Raw genomic sequence first — 18,759 nt, forward strand, 5'->3', positions numbered from 1 at the left:
TAATTATATCCTATCCCTATACAGGATGACATACATCTTTTGACATATTATATGCTTATATCGTGACAGACTCATCCCTTTTTCGAATGAGCTAAGCCCTGGCTACATATATGTGAGAGAGAATGAAATGACGTGATTTCTAGAGAGGTGAACACGATGGGATATTATATTGAGGTGGAACGCGGCGTGAAGCTGTATGTCGAGGATATTGGAGAAGGCATCCCTGTTCTGATGGTGCACGGCTGGCCGCTGGATCACCGAATGTACGAATACCAGGTCGCCTTGTTGCCTGCTTACGGGTATCGCTGTATTCAGGTTGATCTTAGGGGGTTCGGCAAGTCTGATCGACCATGGCATGGATACAATTATGATCGATTGGCGGACGATCTGCTGGCTGTGATGCAGGCACTTCAGTTAAACCAGGTACGGCTGATCGGTTTTTCCATGGGGGGAGCTGTGGCTACACGCTACATGAGCAGGCACCGGGGATTTGGCGTCAATCAGTTGATCTTGATCGGAGCAGCTACGCCTCGATTCACCCCAACCAGCGACTTTCCTTATGGTACTCCTGTCACAGAGGTAGATAAACTCATTAAACAAGCCTATACAGATCGTCCACAACTGGTAACTTCTTTTGGCGAAATGTTGTTTGCCAATCCCGTCAGCCAGAGCTTACGCGACTGGTTACGTGATCAGGGCTTTGCATCTTCAGTTCATAGCATGGCTTGTACTTTGTATTCACTACGTGACTCTGATTTGCGCCCTGATTTGCCATGTATACACGTGCCTACTTGGATTCTACACGGCAAGCTGGATCGGGTCTGTCCTTTCCCCCTGGCTGTCCAAACTCAAAAAGGAATTGCCGGATCAAAGCTTATTCCTTTCGAACGTAGCGGCCACGGTGTATTTTACGAAGCGCTACCTGAATTTAATTCTATCTTACTGAGCATACTAGCCCCATCCTCCACACCATAATTGAAAGCCTGTTCATTCTTATGTATAATTTATATTTATAAAAAACAAAAAGACGCCTCAGCGCCGTTAATGGCTATGGGGCATCTTTCACTACAAACATTAATCCGCTTAGGATTGTTTGGTATGATTGAAGCTCGTATTATTTAAAACAGCCAGCTTTTTCTCGCCCTTCACCATGGCAGAACCGCAAATGGGGCATGTCGGCTCGACAGAAAAAGCGAAGTTATCCCGCATCCAGCCGTTACATGTATCGCTGGCGCAATTCCAGACAGTTGTAATTTCCTCAGGAATCTCATCCATTGGCTTTTTCCGTGAATTGTACATAAACATCCCTCTTTCTTCATGATTTATAAAGCGATAAGATGTAATCAGTTCAAAAACGGTCTTGTGAACAGATAAAAACAAATGCCCCAAACGCTATGTTCGGGGCATCTGAAATAGGCTGTAATTTTAAATTACAGTTTTACAACGTTCTCAGCTTGTGGTCCACGGTTTCCTTCAACTACGTTGAATTCTACGCGTTGGCCTTCGTCCAAAGATTTGAAACCTTCGCCTTGGATTGCGGAGAAATGTACGAATACGTCGCTTCCACCTTCAACCTCGATGAAACCGAAACCTTTTTCTGCGTTAAACCATTTAACTGTACCTGTTTGCATGGAATTACCTCCAAAATGTATTTATATGACCTTTATTTTTTACAAATAAAAATTCACATATTGCACAAGGTTATTTCAACCTAAAACAATAGCCCTCTACAATATGCGAATCTCAGGTCACAATCTCAATATACTCATATTACCATAAGTGTATTGAAAACGCAAGCACTGGTGAATTTAATTTATGCAGAGTGCTTATGTTCTCTATTGCTGCTTCAAAGCTGTGTTCATTCGGCGAGAGCGAGTCATTAACGCCTACTTAAAACATTATATCCGCAGTTGCTCCCTATTATACCAGCAATCAAGAAATAAATATACAAAACATTGCGCAGGAGACGAACTTCTTAATAAAAGCCCATCTCCTGCGTTTATTTGCTTATTTTGAACTACAATTCTGCCAGTGCTTTAATTTCCTCTGCTGTCAGCGCTTTGTTATACAATTGAACTTCATCCAGGCTGCCATTGAAGTAAGCATCGGCGGCAAAACGGCTTTTGCCGAGATAAGCCTCGCTCGTCAGCAACTCATCGGGATTGAAGGTAATGCTGTCATTAACAGCTACTTCCTCACCATTTACATACAGCTTTCCTGTATTCCCTTCCAGTGTAACCGCTACATGCGTCCACTGGTTTAGAGGTAATGATGATTTGGAAAGCAAGCTTTGGTCCGTACCCTCATGGATTGTAAACTGGAGTACACCGCTTCCTTGGGAAGGAGTAAGAAACATATGCCGGGCTTGGCCGTTGCCGAAGTCAAAAATCCGTTGCCAAGCTGCACCGCCCTTCCAGTTCACCCAAGCGGAAAAGGTAAAATCCTTCGCATCTGTTACTGTATTTGGCAGTTGCACGTAACCATCCTTACCGTTGAGGACAAGCGCACCACCAAGCTTCCCGTCTTTATCCCATGCAGCCCCACCATAGGTCTTACCATCGAATTGATTGTATGTGCTGTCGACAACCGAAGTTCCTTGATCCTCACTCCACGAATAGCGTGCGAGCTGAGGACCTCGGGCCTGCCCGGGAACAATGGCTGTAAAGTTTTTCTTAGCTGTGGCTTTGTCCTTTTTGATGGTCGCCGTCAATGTAACTGTTACAGGCTGAGAACCGGCTTCTGGACGGTATACTTCACCTGTCACAGAAATATTCTCCGGGTGGGTGGACTCCCATGAAATAGTGGTATCTTGTGCTGCTTGAGTAGGTAGCGTCAGATTATAAAGAACATTGCTCGTATCGCCCAGGCTCAGATCCTTCTGCACAGCAGCTACAATCTTGCTGGCCTTCAGATCAGGCTTTAGCGAACCCCATACCGCAACACCCTTGGAGGACAACGCGGTAAAAGCAAGCGTCTTGGCACCTGTGTCTGGATCATGGTGCCGCAGGAATACACCTTTGTACTTCGTGCCCTCTGCTGTAATTTCCAGCTGATTGCCTGCCCCCAACTTCCAAGTACCGTTCACTCCACCAGACAGTTTGCCGCCGCTACCCAGACTGACGTTAACGGCTTGCTTAATATTTGCCGAAATTTCCTTCCCGTGATTTACATACGAATATTGACCGAGGACATCCTTTTCTGACAGCTTTTTCAGTGAATCCTCATCTCCCGAATAACGATAAGGAGCAACCACAGGCCAACCGTCAGCGTTCATGAACATTTCATGTACCCGCACTTCATACTGTTCGCCTCTCCCCGGGAAACGGGAATGGAAAATGACAAAATGCTTTTTCGTCTTAGGATCATAATAAGCCGAGTTGTGTCCGGGCGACACATAACCTGCACCTAGTCCAGTACCCGGATCACCAATTTCTCTTGGAATCAGGTAATTACCTATCAGTTTGACACCGTATGGTTCAATGGAAGCGTCATCAAAAAGTGGTTTATCAGGATTTGCCTTGACCTTGATCATATCATTGCCTTCAGCATCGTAGAAAGGGCCATCCGGTGTTTTGGACCGAGCCACCCGCAAGTTGTATCCGCCATCCGCTGACAATCCACCATAGGACAGGAACAAGTAATAGTAGTCCGTTTGCGGACTGTATTGTATGTACGGCCCTTCCATACGAGCATGGTTACCGCCTGTCAGCTTTTTCCCGTAGCCTTGGCCAGGGAGCGGCTTCCCTGTTTTTTCATCCATCTGCATAATGAAGATGCCTCCTGAGTAGGAGCCATATACCATCCAAAGCTTGCCGTTCTTATCATAAAAGGTGTCCGGGTCCACGGCATTAGGATGCTTGGTTGCGTCATAGATCGTCCCATCCTCACTCGGTTGGTCCCACATGCCGGATTTTAGAAAAATTCCTTTATTCTTATAAGGCCCTTCAATTTTATCAGCAACTGCTAGGCCCATTGCTGAACGCGGAGAGTCACCCTTGCAAGCGTTATAATACATATAGAACTTGCCATCTGCCAGTTGAATGACATCTGCTGCCCACAGCGTGTCTGTCTGCGCCCAATCCAGTGCTTCCTTTAATTCTTCTTTGACATTAGGAATCAATGCATTACCATTCGCCACTCCTGTAGCAATCGTATCCCAATTCATGAGGTCTTTGGACTTGGCAGCCGCCAGATGTGAGCCAAAAATGTAAAATGTGTCTTTCACTTTCAGAATGGATGGATCATGTACGGAAGTCTCCTTGAAAGAGACAGCCTTTTTACTTTGAATTGAAAAGTTTTCTAGGTCTTGAGCTTGAAGGGAAGTTTGCCCTACATTTTGAATTCCATCTGTATCTGAATTGAGTGTTTGCTCGGCGCCTACCAAAGAAGCAGGCAACAACAGCGCGCCTGCCAGTGAAGCTGCCGTTATTTTACGAACGAATGTTTGCTTCATAAATCAATCTCCTCTCATTTTGAACATCCCTGATAACATAAAACAATATTGAGAAAGCGGTCAGGATTATGTTTGTATTAACTTCTTCAGCCTCAAAATTAAAGTTGCTCATCCCTCCCGTTTTTAATTAAAGCGCTTTCAATTGATTTGAAAAACAAAATCACCTTCGGTTAAGAAGGACGATTCAGACCTGGCGGTTAACCGTACCTCTATATTATTCAAATAATATGGAAAATTCAATATGTAATTTTATGTTTTTATAAATTATTCATCGAATTATTAACATTAATAAATGTATTGCGTAAATTTCTAGTTTAAAGTTATAATTTTACAAGTAAAATTCTATATGTTTCCTGCCGATATACCTACAAGGACAACTTTACGGATACTGTAAAGCAACTTTTAGATTTTATAAGGAGGTGAAAAATATATGCAATGGTATTTAAATGCATTAAAAAACTATGTAGGGTTTCAAGGTAGAGCCAGACGTACAGAGTATTGGATGTTTGTACTATTTAGTGCAATCGCTAGCTTTGTAGTCAGCCTGATCGATAGTCTTGTAGGCTTATCACCGGTATTGACTTTGATTTATTCTCTTGCTGTCCTGTTGCCATCCTTGGCCGTTATGGCCCGTAGACTGCATGACACAGGTAGAAGCGGATGGTGGATTCTAATCAGTCTGATCCCTCTCGTAGGGTCAATTATTTTGATTGTATTCTTCTGCCAAGACAGTCAGCCTAGTGACAATAAGTATGGAAAAAACCCTAAATTGTAATGGTTGTGTCTAAAACCTCTTTCACTTTTGTGAAGGAGGTTTTTTTCATATCCGCCTCTCCCCCATCGAAATTTCAGCAGTAAGTTTATCTAGAGCCCCCGGCGTCCATACTGGATTAAAAAGTATCCTCAAAGAGAGGGAGAACGTTCATGCGTTTTCGGAAAAGAACCCCCCCTAACAAAATTAAAAAGCCGCCAGTCCAGCACAGCGTAAGTAAGTCTGAGCATTCAGGAGAGCAGCTCAGCGCGAATATCGGAAGCAATCTTCAGCAAATCAGGCAAGCACTCGGTAACAGCACTGACATCATCATAAGAGAAATTCGTATCGGCAAGGATGGTGGCCAGCTCATTGCAATCCTCTATACGGACGGTTTGGCGGACAAAAATATAGTCTCCGACTTCATTATGGAATCGATGATGCTGGATAGTAGCTTGTCCAGAGACGTAGAGTGCAGGCTCCAGAACTCCTCTAGTGTCATGCAAGTATTAAAAGATTATGCCCTAACCATCGGAAGCATCCGGGAGATTATCGACTTTGAAACCTTATATAATGCGCTGTTGTCCGGGGATGCTGTCATTTTGATTGACGGTGAAACACAGGGAATAGTAGCCAGCGCACGTGGATGGAAGGATCGCGGGGTCACCGAGCCTGCCTCGGAAAATGTCGTCCGTGGGCCGCGGGAAGGATTTTCTGAGACGCTGCGCACGAATACGGCCTTAATTCGGCGTAAGATTAAAGATCCGAATTTGTGGCTGGAAACCCAACAAATCGGTCGTGTTACCCAGACCGAAGTCGCTGTCATGTATATCAAGGGGATCGTGAACCCAAAATTGGTCGAGGAAGTGCATGAGCGATTGAATCGCATTGATGTGGACAGCATTCTCGAAAGCGGGTATATCGAGGAATTAATCCAAGACGAAACTTTTACGCCTTTTCCGACAGTATACAACTCCGAACGCCCGGACGTGATCGCCGCCGAGCTGTTGGAAGGAAAAATCGCGATCCTGGTGGATGGAACCCCGTTTGTGCTTGTCGTGCCTGCGCTGTTTGTTTCCTTCCTGCATGCCGCGGAGGATTATTATCAGCGTGCAGACATTAGCAGCTTCATCCGGGTTCTTCGTTACACCGGAGTTTTTATCTCCCTGCTCGGTCCGTCCTTATATGTTGCCATCACTACGTTTCATCAGGAAATGCTGCCGACCTCACTGTTGATCGGTCTAGCGGCACAGCGGGAGGCTGTTCCCTTCCCTGCCTTTATTGAAGCACTCATGATGGAACTGACTTTTGAAATATTGCGGGAAGCTGGCGTTCGTATGCCGAAGTACATCGGGGCAGCCGTCTCTATCGTGGGTACACTCGTCATCGGACAAGCTGCCGTCGAGGCGGGCATCATATCGGCTGCGATGGTTATTGTCGTATCGATTACCGCGATTTCCAGCTTTGTACTTCCTGCCTATAATATGTCCATCGCTTTTCGTATGCTGCGGTTCCCCTTGATGGGACTTGCTGCCTCATTTGGGCTGTTCGGGATTATCGTTGGAGGCATTGCCCTGATCCTGCATATGTGCAGCCTTCGTTCGTTCGGCGTCCCCTATATGACTCCTTTTGCACCTCTAATACCAACGGACACCAAAGATACCATATTTCGACTCCCTCACTGGATGATGATTTCACGTCCCCGGTTAGTCGATCAGAAGAATGTCAAACGTCGAAACAGCACTCCGCCCCGAAAATCAAGGGAATAGAAGAAAAGAGAAACCGTCGGAAAGGAGTGGATAATCATGAAGCGGAAGAAAGCGATTCTGTTCCTGATTCTTGCACTCGTTTTACTTCTGACGGGCTGTTGGAATCGCAGGGAGTTGAATGAGCTCGCCATCGCCGTTGGTATGGGGATTGATAAACAAGGAGATCAGTTCCGGGTCTCTCTCCAAGTGGTGGACCCTGGAAAAGCATCGGCCAAAAAAGGAGCAGGCGGCGGTGCTCCAGCCACCTTGTATACAGAAGAAGCGGATACCATATCTGAAGCGATCCGAAAAATAACAACGATTAGCCCCCGGAGAATGTATTTTTCTCATCTGCGTATATGTGTAATCGGTGAGTCGATGGCTACCGAAGGAATGGCGAAAGCTTTAGATTTACTCTCTCGATATCATCAGTTCCGAACCGATTTTTATATTGTAGTGTCCAAGGGCACTAGTGCGGAGGATACATTAAAAATTATGACACCTTTAGATCCGATTCCCGCAAATGACCTTTTCTCCTCTCTGGAAACATCACAGAAAAATTGGTCGCCCACTACGACAGTAACTTTGGATGAATTGGTATCAGCACTCACCAGTGAAGGAATGCAGCCTGTCTTGACAGGACTCCGGATCGTTGGCAATAAAGAAATGGGAGAAACCAGCGGCAATGTGCAAGAGATCGCCCCATCCGCCCGATTACAGTATTCCGGACTTGCTGTATTTAGAAAAGACCGATTAATCGGTTGGTTAAATGAAACTGAAAGTAGAGGCTACAACTTCATCCTCGGCAAAGTGCAGAGCTCTGTCGGCTTTGTGGCTTGTCCAGGAGGCGGCAAAGTCGTCTCGGAAATCATTCGAACCCAAACTGCTATAAAAGGGAGCGTTTATAGGGGGGAGCCTCAGATCAATATTAAAATGCAGGTTGAGGCCAACGTGGGAGAAGTTGAATGTTATGACCTGGACCTGACCAAAGTAAGCACGATTTATGACCTCGAGAAGAAAAGTGAGGAAAAGATAGAATATATTATGAAATCGGTCGTCAGAAAGGCCCAAAGATCGTACAAAGCTGACATTTTCGGATTTGGTGAAGCCATTCACCGCGCTGACCCGAGAACCTGGAAATCCATTAAAAAAAATTGGGATTATGAATACTTTACAGAATTACCTGTACATATCAAGGTGGATTTCAAGATTCGGCGCTTAGGTACGATTGGTAGCTCATTTTTGAATGATATTAAGGAGTAAAATCCCTTACCCTACAAAAGAAGGTGTTTTCCAAGATGCTGTCTCATATGGTGAACGTTTTGGGTATATTACTGATCGCTGCTGCAATCAGCTTGGTCGAGGTCCCCTACATGTGGAAAAAGGGATTAAAAAAAGAACTTTGGTTATTTTCCATCCTTCTCTTTGTTGCGGTCGGAATCAGCTGCGCCAAGGCATTACACTGGCTTATTCCTACTCCCCTGGATTGGATAACAGCCGTATATAGGCCATTTAGCGATTTCCTGACCCATATCGGTCTAATCAGATAAGATGAGGTGAACATTGGTGCCCGGACAGATTAAAATTTCAGCACGCCAAATTATGATATTAACAACTTTATTTACGGTCGGGAGTGCAATCCTCATCATCCCTTCAGGCATGGCATCGGTAGCCAAACAAGATGCGTGGATTGCCGCGCTCGTTGGAGTCGGGGCAGGGCTCCTTATCTTGTATATGTACAGCAAGATTGCATCTCTGTATCCAGATATGACCCTGATTGGGATTATGGAAACCCTGCTCGGAAAATGGTTAGGCAAAGCCGCCGGTCTTCTGTTTTTCATCACACTATTCATCAATGCCCCTGCACCCGTTTTATTTTATATAGGGAATTTTATGACTACTCAAATGATACCGGAAACACCGATTCTAGCGGTAAATATTCTCTTTGCGCTTATTGTAGTATTGGCTGCTCGACTGGGTCTCGAAGTGCTGGTCCGTTCGGCTGAACTGCTATTTCCGTTATTTACTCTGCTTTATATTTCTTTTGTAGGTTTAGTGGTGTCCAATATTAAGCTGGAAAATGTTCAGCCTGTATTGGAGGCGGGAGTTGGACCTATTTGGCCTGCTGCCCTGTCCTTTTGTAGCACTGTGTTTATACCTCATATTATTTTTCTCATGATCTTCCCGGATTCTATAAATCGTTCCGATCAAACTCGTAAAGCCTTTTTCCTAGGCAGCCTGATTGGCGGATTGATGTTGGTCGTGGTGGTTGCATTGGCAATTTTGGTATTAGGTCCTGAATTAACGGCAAGAAATATATATCCTAGCTATGCGTTAGCCAAAAAAATTAGCATCGGCAATTTTCTACAGCGCATCGAAGCAATTATGGCTACTATGTGGTTTATTTCGCTCTTCTTTAGAATTACGCTGTATATGCACACCACGGTGACAGCAATAGCCCAAATCTTCCGTTTGAAAGAAGACCGACAATTGGTGCTTTCTCTCGGAATGATTTTAGTCGTCATGTCCATCATCGTATATCCCAATGTCCCTTATCAACAAACCTATGATACAAAGACGTGGGTTCCTTATGCACTATCCATCGGGTTGTTGTTCCCCTTCCTGTTGCTCTGTATTCATGGGATACGAACAATGTGGTCAAAGAAAAGGGCAGAATCCAAAGGGTAAACCTATCCATTATTCGCATCCGTGAATTTTTTTTGGCTTTACCTGTTTACATCCTCCTCTTTTAGTTTATTTTAAACGAGTATTAAGCTGGCGCTAAGATTGGGTGTGTATGATGTATATTAGAATCTGGTAACTACATAAGCCGGATCGGCTAAAGGCATAAACATTACTCCCGTTGGATATCCATATAAGGCTCCACCCTGTCAGAAATTGAATGAAACACAAAGGAGATTTACACTTATGAATCGAAAACGAATGTTGGTCATCTGTACACTGTTGCTGGCGTTATCTATTGGGCAGTCTTCTACTTGGGGAAGTCGGGCTAATGCTGCTACACTGGCTCCAGAGAGAGCCCCTCAGGTACAGGATAATGAAGCTTCCAAGGATGATAAGCTTTTGGAAACACTGGGCGCATCCTCGGATGAGCAATTGTATGAAGCGTTATATAACGGTCAAACCTTGGCAGATATTGCACAAACCAATAAAAAGGACGCACAGGCTGTTGTTGATTTACAGGTAGCTCAGTTAACGGAGCAGTTGGATCAACGACTGGCCAATAAGAGCATTACGCCTGAGCAATACCAAGCCCATAAGGCAGAATTGACACAGGTCGTTGCTAAAAGTGTGTTCGGGCTGTAAGTTAGTGACATGACAGAATGTGAAAAAGGCGCTGAACCCCTGGGGGCCAGCGCCTTTTGGCTTGTCTATATTTTGTTGTAAATTACACTTGATATACTCGGATCAAGTTAGTGGTGCCCGCCTCGGCGACAGGAACACCTGCTGACAGGACTACAGTATCGCCTTTATGGATATATCCTGCATTCAGCGCGTTACGGATGGAGGATTCGAACATTTCATCCGTTGTTGCTACTTTATCCCCCTTGATCGGGAATACGCCGGACAACAGGCAGATTTTAGCGAATACCGTATTATTCGGAGTAACCGCAATAATAGGTGCCTTCGGACGATATTTGGATACCATACGTGCCGTGAATCCGCTGGCAGTCGATGTAATAATTGCTTTCGCATCCAGCTCCAGGGACGAACTCACCGCACCCTGACTAATCACTTCGGTAATGTTGGTGCTTTGACGTGCTCTGCGCTTATCGAACTGCTCCTGATAATCGAATTGCGATTCTGCTCTGGCAGCTACAGCGGCCATGGTCCGTACAGACTCGACAGGATATTTACCCGCAGCTGATTCGCCCGACAGCATAACAACATCGGCTCCTTGCATAACGGCATTAAACACGTCACTAACTTCGGCTCTCGTCGGACGCGGGTTCACCTGCATGGATTCCAGCATGTGGGTAGCTACGATAACGGGCTTGCCGACCAGATTACACTTGTCGATCATTTCTTTTTGCATCACAGGCACATCTTGAATCGGCACTTCGACACCCAGATCGCCACGGGCTACCATAATGCCATCGGAAGCTTCGATAATATCATCCAGGTTTTCCATGCCTTCAGCATTTTCAATTTTGGAATAGATTTGTACATGCTCAGCATGATGTCCCTTCAAAATCTCACGGATTTCACGGATATCGTCGCCTTTACGCACAAAAGAAGCCGCAATAAGCTCAACACGCTGCTCCACCCCAAATTGGATGTGCCTCACATCTCGCTCCGTCACGCCTGGAAGGGTCGTATGAATCCCTGGCAGGTTTACACCTTTTCTCGGCTTCAAAATACCGCCGCTTACAATATTACAAATCATTTCCGTACCTTCGATGGAGGTTACAGTCAGATCAACCAAACCGTCGTCAATGAGAATGCGGTCGCCTGGTTTGATGTCCTTCGGCATATCCGGGTAATTCACTGAAATACGATGCTCGTCCCCTAGAATCTCTTCTGTGGTCAGAATGAGCTGGCTACCTGGTTTCAGCAGACAAGATGCCTCTCTCAGCTTGCCAATCCGTATTTCCGGTCCTTTAATATCCATCATGACAGGTATAAAGGTATTCATTTCCTTCGCAGCCTGACGCACATTTTCGATACGTTTAACGTGATCTTCCAGCTCACCGTGAGCCATATTCAAGCGGGCTACAGTCATACCAGCCTGGATCATTTCTTTTAACAAATGAATGGAGTCACAGGCAGGTCCCATAGTACAAATAATTTTCGTTTTAAGCATAGTAATGTCATCCTCCTGAATGTCTTTACTGTATGGTTTTCTATTCCACTTTGCTTCTCTATCTACATTAAACTTATATAGCTCTATTCTACCTGTACCCGTGCACCAAGACTATGAACTATAGTATGATGAATGTACTACAGTATAACGAAAGTTGAAGACATCGGGGAGTGAGTTTCGTGATTACATTGATGGATATACGGCAGGATAACGGTGTGGACTGGTATGAAAAGGCTGGTGCAAATAGCGACAACGATGACTTACTGTTCATTTTGGTCACCTTTGGCAAATGTGTATATTGGGTGAACGATTGCAAATTCATTCTCGGTAAGGGTGAAACACTGCTTTTACCCGGTCATCTGGATTACTATGGCAAGAGCATTCCTACGCTCTTTCATACCAAGTATGTGATACATTGCCGCAAAACATGTACGAACAGCACACTTCCCATATTGAATACTGACAAGCCGTTGTTGATCAAACCTGGATGCTACGATATGCTGCGTGAACGGATTAAATCGATGTACTATCAATGGACTGAACACCCAAGCTACTACACCATGATGGCTGACTGTCTGCTGACCGAGGCAATGATATATATGAATCAGGAATGGGACAAAGGCGCCATTTCTTGCGATCGAGAGCGACATGTGGAACATATGAAACAGTATATCCAGAACCACTACCGGGAAAAGGTAACCAAGGAGGAGCTTGGCGACGCCATCCGTAAAACCCCCAATTATGCCGCGACGCTGCTGCGTGAGGTAACACGCCAAACGATCAGCGAGCATGTACATACGCAACGTATTAAAACCGCCATCTACATGCTGACCGAGTCCCGGCTAACGATTCGTGAAATTTCGGAGTATGTGGGATATAGTGATGTTTCCTATTTTCATCGGATCTTCAAACGGTTGACAGGCTGCTCGCCGTCCGAATTTCTGGATGAACGTTCCTCAATCGTATAGGTGTGTCTTCAAGCTATAAATAAAGACTAATTATTAGTGAAATAAAGTTGTGGGAAGACAATAAAAACACGATCTTGGTGCATCTTCAGAAAGAGAACGCTCACTTAGTCATTCACGACTAGATACAATGTGGTTGCGACTCGTTTTCCTACAAGGAGCCGTCGGGCAAAATGCTCTTTAACAATATTGAACGTCTAATATCATGCAATTTAATCACGATCTGGTTGGCTTGAGTTTGGGAATATACTCTAAATAAAAAAGAACGCTCATTTTTATGAGCGTTCCAGGAAAAATCAGTTTTTCCCATCTTTTTTTTCGTAAACAAAATTATTCACGATAACTTGCTTTGTCTCAGCTGTTATCTGCTCTTGATTATCCCGATTTGCAACTTCATCACTTGGATACTCATTCGGAACTTCGACAGGGAGAAAATCCCCATGTTTTGAGTGTAAAATTTCCGCTGGTGAAGAAAACACTTTTTCATTTATTTCCTTCTTTTTTTCAGGCGTTAGCCAGTCAGGCTCATTGTTAGTTTTGGTTTGAAGCGTACTACTGTCTGCAAAAGTCTGACTTTTGATGACGGCAACCGCCCCTCCGACAACGACAGTTAGACTTAAGACAATAACAACCGTTCTGAATCGCTTGTTCACTCTCACTCCTCCCTTCTAAAAGTAATCTAGTTAAAAAAATTAATAGCCAATGAATCCATTTCCAGAAATAGTGTAGTCATTTAAATTATTTACTAATATTTGATATGTCCCAGGTCCTGGTGCTTTGATTTCAAACTTTGTATTTGTGCCTGTATATCTTCCGGAAACCAAGTGAACCTTGCCCAAATAATCTTTATTCACAAGTGTATAACCTACATCGGGTTGTGACCAAGAACTATCATCTCCCCACTGCACCACATTTATAGGCATAGTTATTGCATAATCAACATAAAACTTATCAGTCCAATATCCATCGTGCTTAGCAAGGTGGTCAAATGCCCAAGATGTCAGGGCCATGGGAGAAATCTTCTCGATTGATTGAGTTTTATCGCTTTCGCTTTTTACAATTACTGACTCTAGTGGTACTGCATTTGTTATAGCTTCATTATACTCTTCAAGCGTCAAACCGCTCAAGAGCGTATCAGAATTAACAATTGAAGAATACGGCGGGAATAGGGACTGGTTAGAAGAGTCTTTAGCAGATGAGGATGAATCTGCATAAGAACTTGAAGGATTCAGCCCGATTGCTACCAACATAACAACTAGCATAGTTACAAGAAATTTTTTCACAAATAACTGTCTCCCAATGCTAAATTTTAACAACTATTGTATAATAGCACAATCACCCTCCCTTGAATATATATCTTTTGAAATTTTTACATTAATGTTACATTTTTTTGAATATTCGAGATTCTGATGATACAATACATTCAATTCCACACATAAGCAAATACCCAAACTATCAGTTGTTGGCCAAGCATATAGGGGTCATCTGTTTAACTTATAAAATTATCAAACAGGAGATGAAGAATAAAAATTGGGTACAATCTTATATCAATAATTAGATGATGCAGCACTACTGCATTGCAATAAAAGGCCTAAATTGCGAATAACCATCCATGCTTAATGGAAAAATGGTCGCTCCACTTGGAACCCTGCTCTAGCAGTCCTTTTTGATTAGGGACCAAGAGCGTTCCATATAGAACGACCATCATATTTATAATTACGCGTATAAATCTGCGTGTATTCGCATTACTTGGGTGATATTAATTAGAAGAACCCGCTGTTTTGACCTCTTCCAACATTTTATCGTTGTAGCCAAACATCCAGGTCAGGACAAAAGCTACAACCATAGCAGCCAAGTTCGCCAAAATATAAAGCGGAAGCTGATGATTCATGTAGAGCAACGTGCCCGGAATGACCGTAACTGCCATGCCTGTAGCCGCCAAATGGAAGACCGAAGCGATAAAACCGCCAACTGCCCCACCGATGAGTCCCATGACAAAAGGCTTCATATATCTCAGGTTGACCCCGAAAATAGCCGGCTCCGTAATCCCCAGAAAAGCAGACAACGAGGAAGGAAGTGCCAACGCTTTCAACTTGCTATTCTTCGTTTTCAGCCCAACCGCCAGACAGGCAGCACCTTGAGCAGCCATAGCGCAGGTAATGATGGCGTTAAAGGCATTTACGCCGTTCTTTTCAAGCAGTTGAATCTCCAAGAAATTAAATATATGATGCACACCTGTAACAACGATAATCTGATGCAAGAAACCGATGACAATCCCTGCAATACCGAAAGGTAAATCCAGCACAAACGTTGTTCCGTGCAGCACCCATTCTTCGAGTGAATGGAAAATCGGACCAATGGCAAATAATCCCAAAGTGATCATGATCAACAGTGTTAAAAACGGTGTGAGAATCAGATCTAGCGCTTCAGGCACCCGTTTGCGCAGCGCCCGCTCCAGCTTGGCTCCGATCAAGCCCACGAAGAAAGCTGGCAATACCGAGCCTTGATAGCCCACTACAGGAATGAACCCGAACATCGTCAACGGATGGGCTGAGCCGTCCGCAACACTATAAGCGTTGGGCAAGGCCGGGTTTACCAGCATCAGACCGAGAACGATACCCAGCACCGGACTACCGCCGAATACTCTAAAGGCTGACCATGCGACTAACGCGGGTAGAAAAGCAAAGGCCGTATCCGTTAATACTTGTGTGTATAATAGAAAATTGGGTGAAATGTCCTGTGGCGTCATGCCGAGTAGAGCGAGAATTTGCGGCTGAGTGAGCAAACCACGTAGCCCCATGAACAGCCCCGTAGCAACCAGCACAGGAATAATGGGTACAAACACATCGCCAAAGGTACGAATGGAGCGTTGGAAGACGTTGCCTTCCTTTTTCGCCTGACTCTTCACCTCTTCTTTAGATGAACCGGTCACGCCAAGCTTTTCGACCTCTTCAAAAATTCGATTTACCGTACCTGTACCAAAAATAATCTGATATTGCCCGGAATTGAAGAAAGCACCCTTGACCTTGTCGATCTCCTCAACTTTTTTCTGATCAATCTTCTCCTTGTCATGCACCATAATCCGCAAGCGCGTCGCACAATGAGCAAAAGATGCAATATTTTCTTGCCCACCGATTGCCTGGATCACTTCTTTAGCTATTTCTCTGTTTTCCGCCATGATGTTCATCCTCTCGTTGATTCCGTTTGTTTGATGATTAACGAACCACTTGATGTTTTAGCCTACTCATGTAAAATCCCATTTTACCGCCTGGAAGAGAGCCTCTCCCTTGTCGGCAAAAAAGCGTATTTCGTCACTCTCTGGATGCGGAAAAATACGACTGGTGAACACCTCTTCCCCATCATTGACGAAAATCTCAACTGAAGACGTATCTACAAACAAATGTAGTTTGATATGATCTTTATCCCATGAACACTGCCGTACCTCACCATACGAAATGGCTACAGGCACACCTGATTGCGAACGATCCAATACTAGTTTGCGACTGATGGCATCATATTTAATCACCGTTTTCTCAGTCTCACTCGCACGGAACTCAATACCAAACGTCTTAGCGCTTAAAAGATCTACCTCACAGATCAGCTCATAGGCCGTACCTGTAAATCCTTCATAGGTTTTGCTCTCTGAGAATAACGTGTCAGCTACCCGATCCTCACGATTTCTGCGTAACGTAGTCAGCTCAGGGATCGGCCGCTGCAAGAGTTTGCCCTCATGAAGCGTAAGCTCCCTTGGTAATGTCAGACAATGAGCCCATCCGTTCGGATCTGTGGGATAGTCGATATCCGGCAGGCCCATCCATGCCACCATAATACGCCGCCCCTGTGGGTCAATCATCGTCTGTGGCGCATAGAAGTCAAAGCCTCTATCAAGCTCGTGGAATGCACCGTGCTCCAGTCTTCTTGTTCCGGTATCCAACGGCTTGCCGATTACGTAGCCCGATTGATAAATATTGTGATTTTCATCCCCAGAAGGCTCCAAGCCCTGAGGAGAAAAGATCAAGACCCCCGCTTCGTTCAGTTCAAAATAATCTGGACATTCCCACATGTAGCCAAACGACTCCAGGCCTGTGCACAATTCTCCCTCAAACTCCCACGTACGAAGGTCGGTTGATCGGTAGAGGACCGCGCAGCCTGTTAAATTCGTTCTCTGGGCACCAATCACACAGTAAAAGCTATCGCCGTCTTTCCATAGCTTGGGATCACGAAAATGGTCTGTATAGCCTTCTGGCACATTGGCAATAACAGGATGCTCCCATTTGGTAATGTGACCGCTCTCATCCATAACAGCCATGCATTGATAAGGATGTCTGATCCAGTCTTCATCTCGTGCATTTCCCGTATACAGCATATATAATTTGCCCTCATGCTCCAGTGCGCTGCCCGAGTAAGCCCCATGTGAATCAAAATAATCCCCAGGTGCGATGCCAATGCCCGCACTATTCCATGTGACCAAATCTTTGGATTTCAGGTGATACCAATATTTCATCCCATGATCCGTTCCGAGCGGAAACCACTGATAAAATAAGTGGTATTCACCTTGGTAATATGAAAAGCCATTGGGGTCATTGAGCAAACCTGTCGGTGGCTGGATATGAAATGCCTGCCGCCAGTGACATTGCTCCACTTTCTCCTCCAAGCTGGCTATTTCACCGGGCTCTGCCTGCTCGATCATTCGATACTTTTGTTCTCTTGTCATTTTCATAGGTGTACCTCATTTTTATTAAAACTTCGCTTCAGGAACCGGTTCCAACTCAATGAAAAAAATATTCTATCGGAACCGGTTCCCATACGATTAAAAAAATATACTCATCCATGGATTTGCAACCGATTCCATTTATGCCCGAATGCTATGGAACCGGTTTCGAAGAAATTATAATCCACTTGTTCAGCGTTTGTCAACGCTTTCTCTTTCGATCAGGGAATAATTCATGACCGTCACTTTTTCTACCGATTTATGTTCTACCAGCCGCATAATATTTTGCGCTGCTACACGTCCAGCCTCCATATACGGATATTGGACGGTTGTCAGCGCAGGGTGAATGACCTCCGTAATATCGTATCCCCCAAAGCCAGTTACCGACAAATCCGACGGGATAACAATCCCTCTGGAATAAGCCGCATTGATTACGCCCAGCGCGATATTATCCGTAGCACACACCATTAACGATGGCTTGAAATGGTCCAAAATGGCGGATGCAGCAATCCGTGCATCGGACATTTTAAATCCGGTCTCATAGTATCTGATATCATACCCTGCTGCTCGCATCGCATCGTCCGTATGAGACTCGGCAGGCAATGCATCGCGAACAGCCTGCCTAAAGCCCTCCTTGCGCTGCACACCGACGGCAACATCCTTTTCTGTAACACCAACGTAGGCAATTTCGCGATGTCCCTGTGACAAAACGTACGTGCCGATATCATATCCTGCACGATAGTCATCATGGATAAGGCTATGAAGCTGCTCGTGCTGCTGGCCCACCAGCAACACCGGAATACCAATGTCACGAATCGCGGCCAGATGGTCGTCTGTAATTTGAGCAGCCAGCAAAATGATACCCGAAATCTTTTGTCTTCCCAGCTCATAAATGGCTTCGATTTCACGCTGTACATCCTGGCTCGTATTAGAGATCAGCATCTGATAATGCTGAGAACGCAGCTCCTCATCAATCCCCATCAGCGTATGAGATGTCGCAAAAGAATCCAGACGCGGCACAACGGTGCCGATGATGTTGGTCCGCTTCGCCTTAAGACTCTGGGCAAAGGCATTGGGCACATAGCCCGTGGCTTTAACCACTTTTTCAATTTTACGTTTCGTATCCACGCTGACAGACCCGCCGTTCAAAAAACGCGATACCGTGCTCTTGGATACGCCAGCCATTTGGGCTATATCTGCAATCGTCTTATTCATGAAGTCCCCCGGAGATTTTTCGTATTCACAAGCTTCCAAAACGTCTCTTTTCACATAACCCTATAATACCATATGGCGGGATTGGATTGCT

General features: G+C 44.9%; 16 protein-coding genes. 7 read left to right on the forward strand and 9 right to left on the reverse strand.

Annotated features, from left to right (window positions below; genetic code table 11):
- The first annotated feature begins 156 nt into the window (after positions 1-156).
- Positions 157-975, forward strand: coding sequence for an alpha/beta fold hydrolase (locus MHB46_RS12735; protein ID WP_341162504.1), 819 nt, complete (start codon positions 157-159; stop codon positions 973-975).
- 108 nt (positions 976-1,083) lie between these two features.
- Here the strand turns inward: MHB46_RS12735 and MHB46_RS12740 are convergent, their stop codons facing one another.
- The 3 genes from MHB46_RS12740 to MHB46_RS12750 form a co-directional block, all read right to left on the reverse strand.
- Complete coding sequence (locus MHB46_RS12740) at positions 1,084-1,299, reverse strand: cold-shock protein (RefSeq protein WP_013308357.1); 216 nt, start codon at positions 1,297-1,299, stop codon at positions 1,084-1,086.
- A gap of 131 nt (positions 1,300-1,430) precedes the next feature.
- Entirely contained in the window at positions 1,431-1,631 is a 201-nt protein-coding gene (locus tag MHB46_RS12745) for a cold-shock protein (protein WP_007428290.1), read from the reverse strand.
- 386 nt (positions 1,632-2,017) lie between these two features.
- Complete coding sequence (locus MHB46_RS12750; protein ID WP_341162505.1) at positions 2,018-4,453, reverse strand: LamG-like jellyroll fold domain-containing protein; 2,436 nt, start codon at positions 4,451-4,453, stop codon at positions 2,018-2,020.
- 430 nt (positions 4,454-4,883) lie between these two features.
- On the opposite strand from MHB46_RS12750, the gene MHB46_RS12755 reads away from it, so the two are divergent.
- The 5 genes from MHB46_RS12755 to MHB46_RS12780 all read left to right on the forward strand — a co-directional run bounded on the left by MHB46_RS12755 (position 4,884) and on the right by MHB46_RS12780 (position 10,279).
- Complete coding sequence (locus MHB46_RS12755) at positions 4,884-5,228, forward strand: DUF805 domain-containing protein (RefSeq protein ID WP_103048451.1); 345 nt, start codon at positions 4,884-4,886, stop codon at positions 5,226-5,228.
- Positions 5,229-5,377: 149 nt separating this feature from the next.
- Positions 5,378-6,973, forward strand: coding sequence for a spore germination protein (locus MHB46_RS12760; protein ID WP_341162506.1), 1,596 nt, complete (start codon positions 5,378-5,380; stop codon positions 6,971-6,973).
- 36 nt (positions 6,974-7,009) lie between these two features.
- Complete coding sequence (locus MHB46_RS12765; protein ID WP_341162507.1) at positions 7,010-8,215, forward strand: Ger(x)C family spore germination protein; 1,206 nt, start codon at positions 7,010-7,012, stop codon at positions 8,213-8,215.
- A 303-nt stretch (positions 8,216-8,518) separates the two neighbouring features.
- Positions 8,519-9,640 (forward strand): GerAB/ArcD/ProY family transporter, encoded by a 1,122-nt coding sequence (locus tag MHB46_RS12775; RefSeq protein ID WP_341162508.1) that lies wholly within the window; start codon positions 8,519-8,521, stop codon positions 9,638-9,640.
- Between the two features lie 240 nt (positions 9,641-9,880).
- A complete protein-coding gene (locus MHB46_RS12780; protein ID WP_165179602.1) occupies positions 9,881-10,279 on the forward strand; it encodes a hypothetical protein in 399 nt (132 codons plus the stop codon).
- 82 nt (positions 10,280-10,361) lie between these two features.
- Here the strand turns inward: MHB46_RS12780 and pyk are convergent, their stop codons facing one another.
- On the reverse strand, positions 10,362-11,777 hold the full coding sequence (gene pyk / locus MHB46_RS12785) for a pyruvate kinase (protein ID WP_023986598.1): 1,416 nt from the start codon (positions 11,775-11,777) through the stop codon (positions 10,362-10,364).
- Positions 11,778-11,956: 179 nt separating this feature from the next.
- Between pyk and MHB46_RS12790 the strand changes: the two genes are divergently transcribed.
- Positions 11,957-12,745, forward strand: coding sequence for a helix-turn-helix domain-containing protein (locus MHB46_RS12790; protein WP_103048446.1), 789 nt, complete (start codon positions 11,957-11,959; stop codon positions 12,743-12,745).
- A gap of 293 nt (positions 12,746-13,038) precedes the next feature.
- Here the strand turns inward: MHB46_RS12790 and MHB46_RS12795 are convergent, their stop codons facing one another.
- From MHB46_RS12795 to MHB46_RS12815, 5 genes are all read right to left on the reverse strand, one after another.
- On the reverse strand, positions 13,039-13,395 hold the full coding sequence (locus MHB46_RS12795; RefSeq protein ID WP_051718046.1) for a hypothetical protein: 357 nt from the start codon (positions 13,393-13,395) through the stop codon (positions 13,039-13,041).
- Between the two features lie 39 nt (positions 13,396-13,434).
- Positions 13,435-14,025, reverse strand: a complete 591-nt coding sequence (locus tag MHB46_RS12800; protein WP_238808316.1) for a hypothetical protein — start codon at positions 14,023-14,025, stop codon at positions 13,435-13,437.
- Between the two features lie 476 nt (positions 14,026-14,501).
- A complete protein-coding gene (locus tag MHB46_RS12805; RefSeq protein ID WP_013308350.1) occupies positions 14,502-15,920 on the reverse strand; it encodes a sucrose-specific PTS transporter subunit IIBC in 1,419 nt (472 codons plus the stop codon).
- A 66-nt stretch (positions 15,921-15,986) separates the two neighbouring features.
- Positions 15,987-17,462: a glycoside hydrolase family 32 protein gene (locus tag MHB46_RS12810; protein WP_341162509.1), complete on the reverse strand. Its 1,476-nt coding sequence runs from the start codon at positions 17,460-17,462 to the stop codon at positions 15,987-15,989.
- A 183-nt stretch (positions 17,463-17,645) separates the two neighbouring features.
- A complete protein-coding gene (locus MHB46_RS12815; protein ID WP_341162510.1) occupies positions 17,646-18,668 on the reverse strand; it encodes a LacI family DNA-binding transcriptional regulator in 1,023 nt (340 codons plus the stop codon).
- Positions 18,669-18,759 lie beyond the last annotated feature (91 nt).

The sequence above is a fragment of the Paenibacillus sp. FSL H7-0703 genome (assembly GCF_038003485.1).
Classification (GTDB): Bacteria; Bacillota; Bacilli; order Paenibacillales; family Paenibacillaceae; genus Paenibacillus; species Paenibacillus polymyxa_B.

Coding starts and splice junctions, on each gene's coding strand:
- MHB46_RS12755 (WP_103048451.1), top strand. CDS start 4,884: ATGCAATGGTATTTAAATGCATTAAAAAACTATGTAGGGTTTCAAGGT.
- MHB46_RS12745 (WP_007428290.1), bottom strand. CDS start 1,631: ATGCAAACAGGTACAGTTAAATGGTTTAACGCAGAAAAAGGTTTCGGT.
- MHB46_RS12815 (WP_341162510.1), bottom strand. CDS start 18,668: ATGAATAAGACGATTGCAGATATAGCCCAAATGGCTGGCGTATCCAAG.
- MHB46_RS12805 (WP_013308350.1), bottom strand. CDS start 15,920: ATGGCGGAAAACAGAGAAATAGCTAAAGAAGTGATCCAGGCAATCGGT.
- MHB46_RS12760 (WP_341162506.1), top strand. CDS start 5,378: ATGCGTTTTCGGAAAAGAACCCCCCCTAACAAAATTAAAAAGCCGCCA.
- MHB46_RS12780 (WP_165179602.1), top strand. CDS start 9,881: ATGAATCGAAAACGAATGTTGGTCATCTGTACACTGTTGCTGGCGTTA.
- MHB46_RS12765 (WP_341162507.1), top strand. CDS start 7,010: ATGAAGCGGAAGAAAGCGATTCTGTTCCTGATTCTTGCACTCGTTTTA.
- MHB46_RS12735 (WP_341162504.1), top strand. CDS start 157: ATGGGATATTATATTGAGGTGGAACGCGGCGTGAAGCTGTATGTCGAG.
- MHB46_RS12810 (WP_341162509.1), bottom strand. CDS start 17,462: ATGAAAATGACAAGAGAACAAAAGTATCGAATGATCGAGCAGGCAGAG.
- MHB46_RS12750 (WP_341162505.1), bottom strand. CDS start 4,453: ATGAAGCAAACATTCGTTCGTAAAATAACGGCAGCTTCACTGGCAGGC.
- pyk (WP_023986598.1), bottom strand. CDS start 11,777: ATGCTTAAAACGAAAATTATTTGTACTATGGGACCTGCCTGTGACTCC.
- MHB46_RS12740 (WP_013308357.1), bottom strand. CDS start 1,299: ATGTACAATTCACGGAAAAAGCCAATGGATGAGATTCCTGAGGAAATT.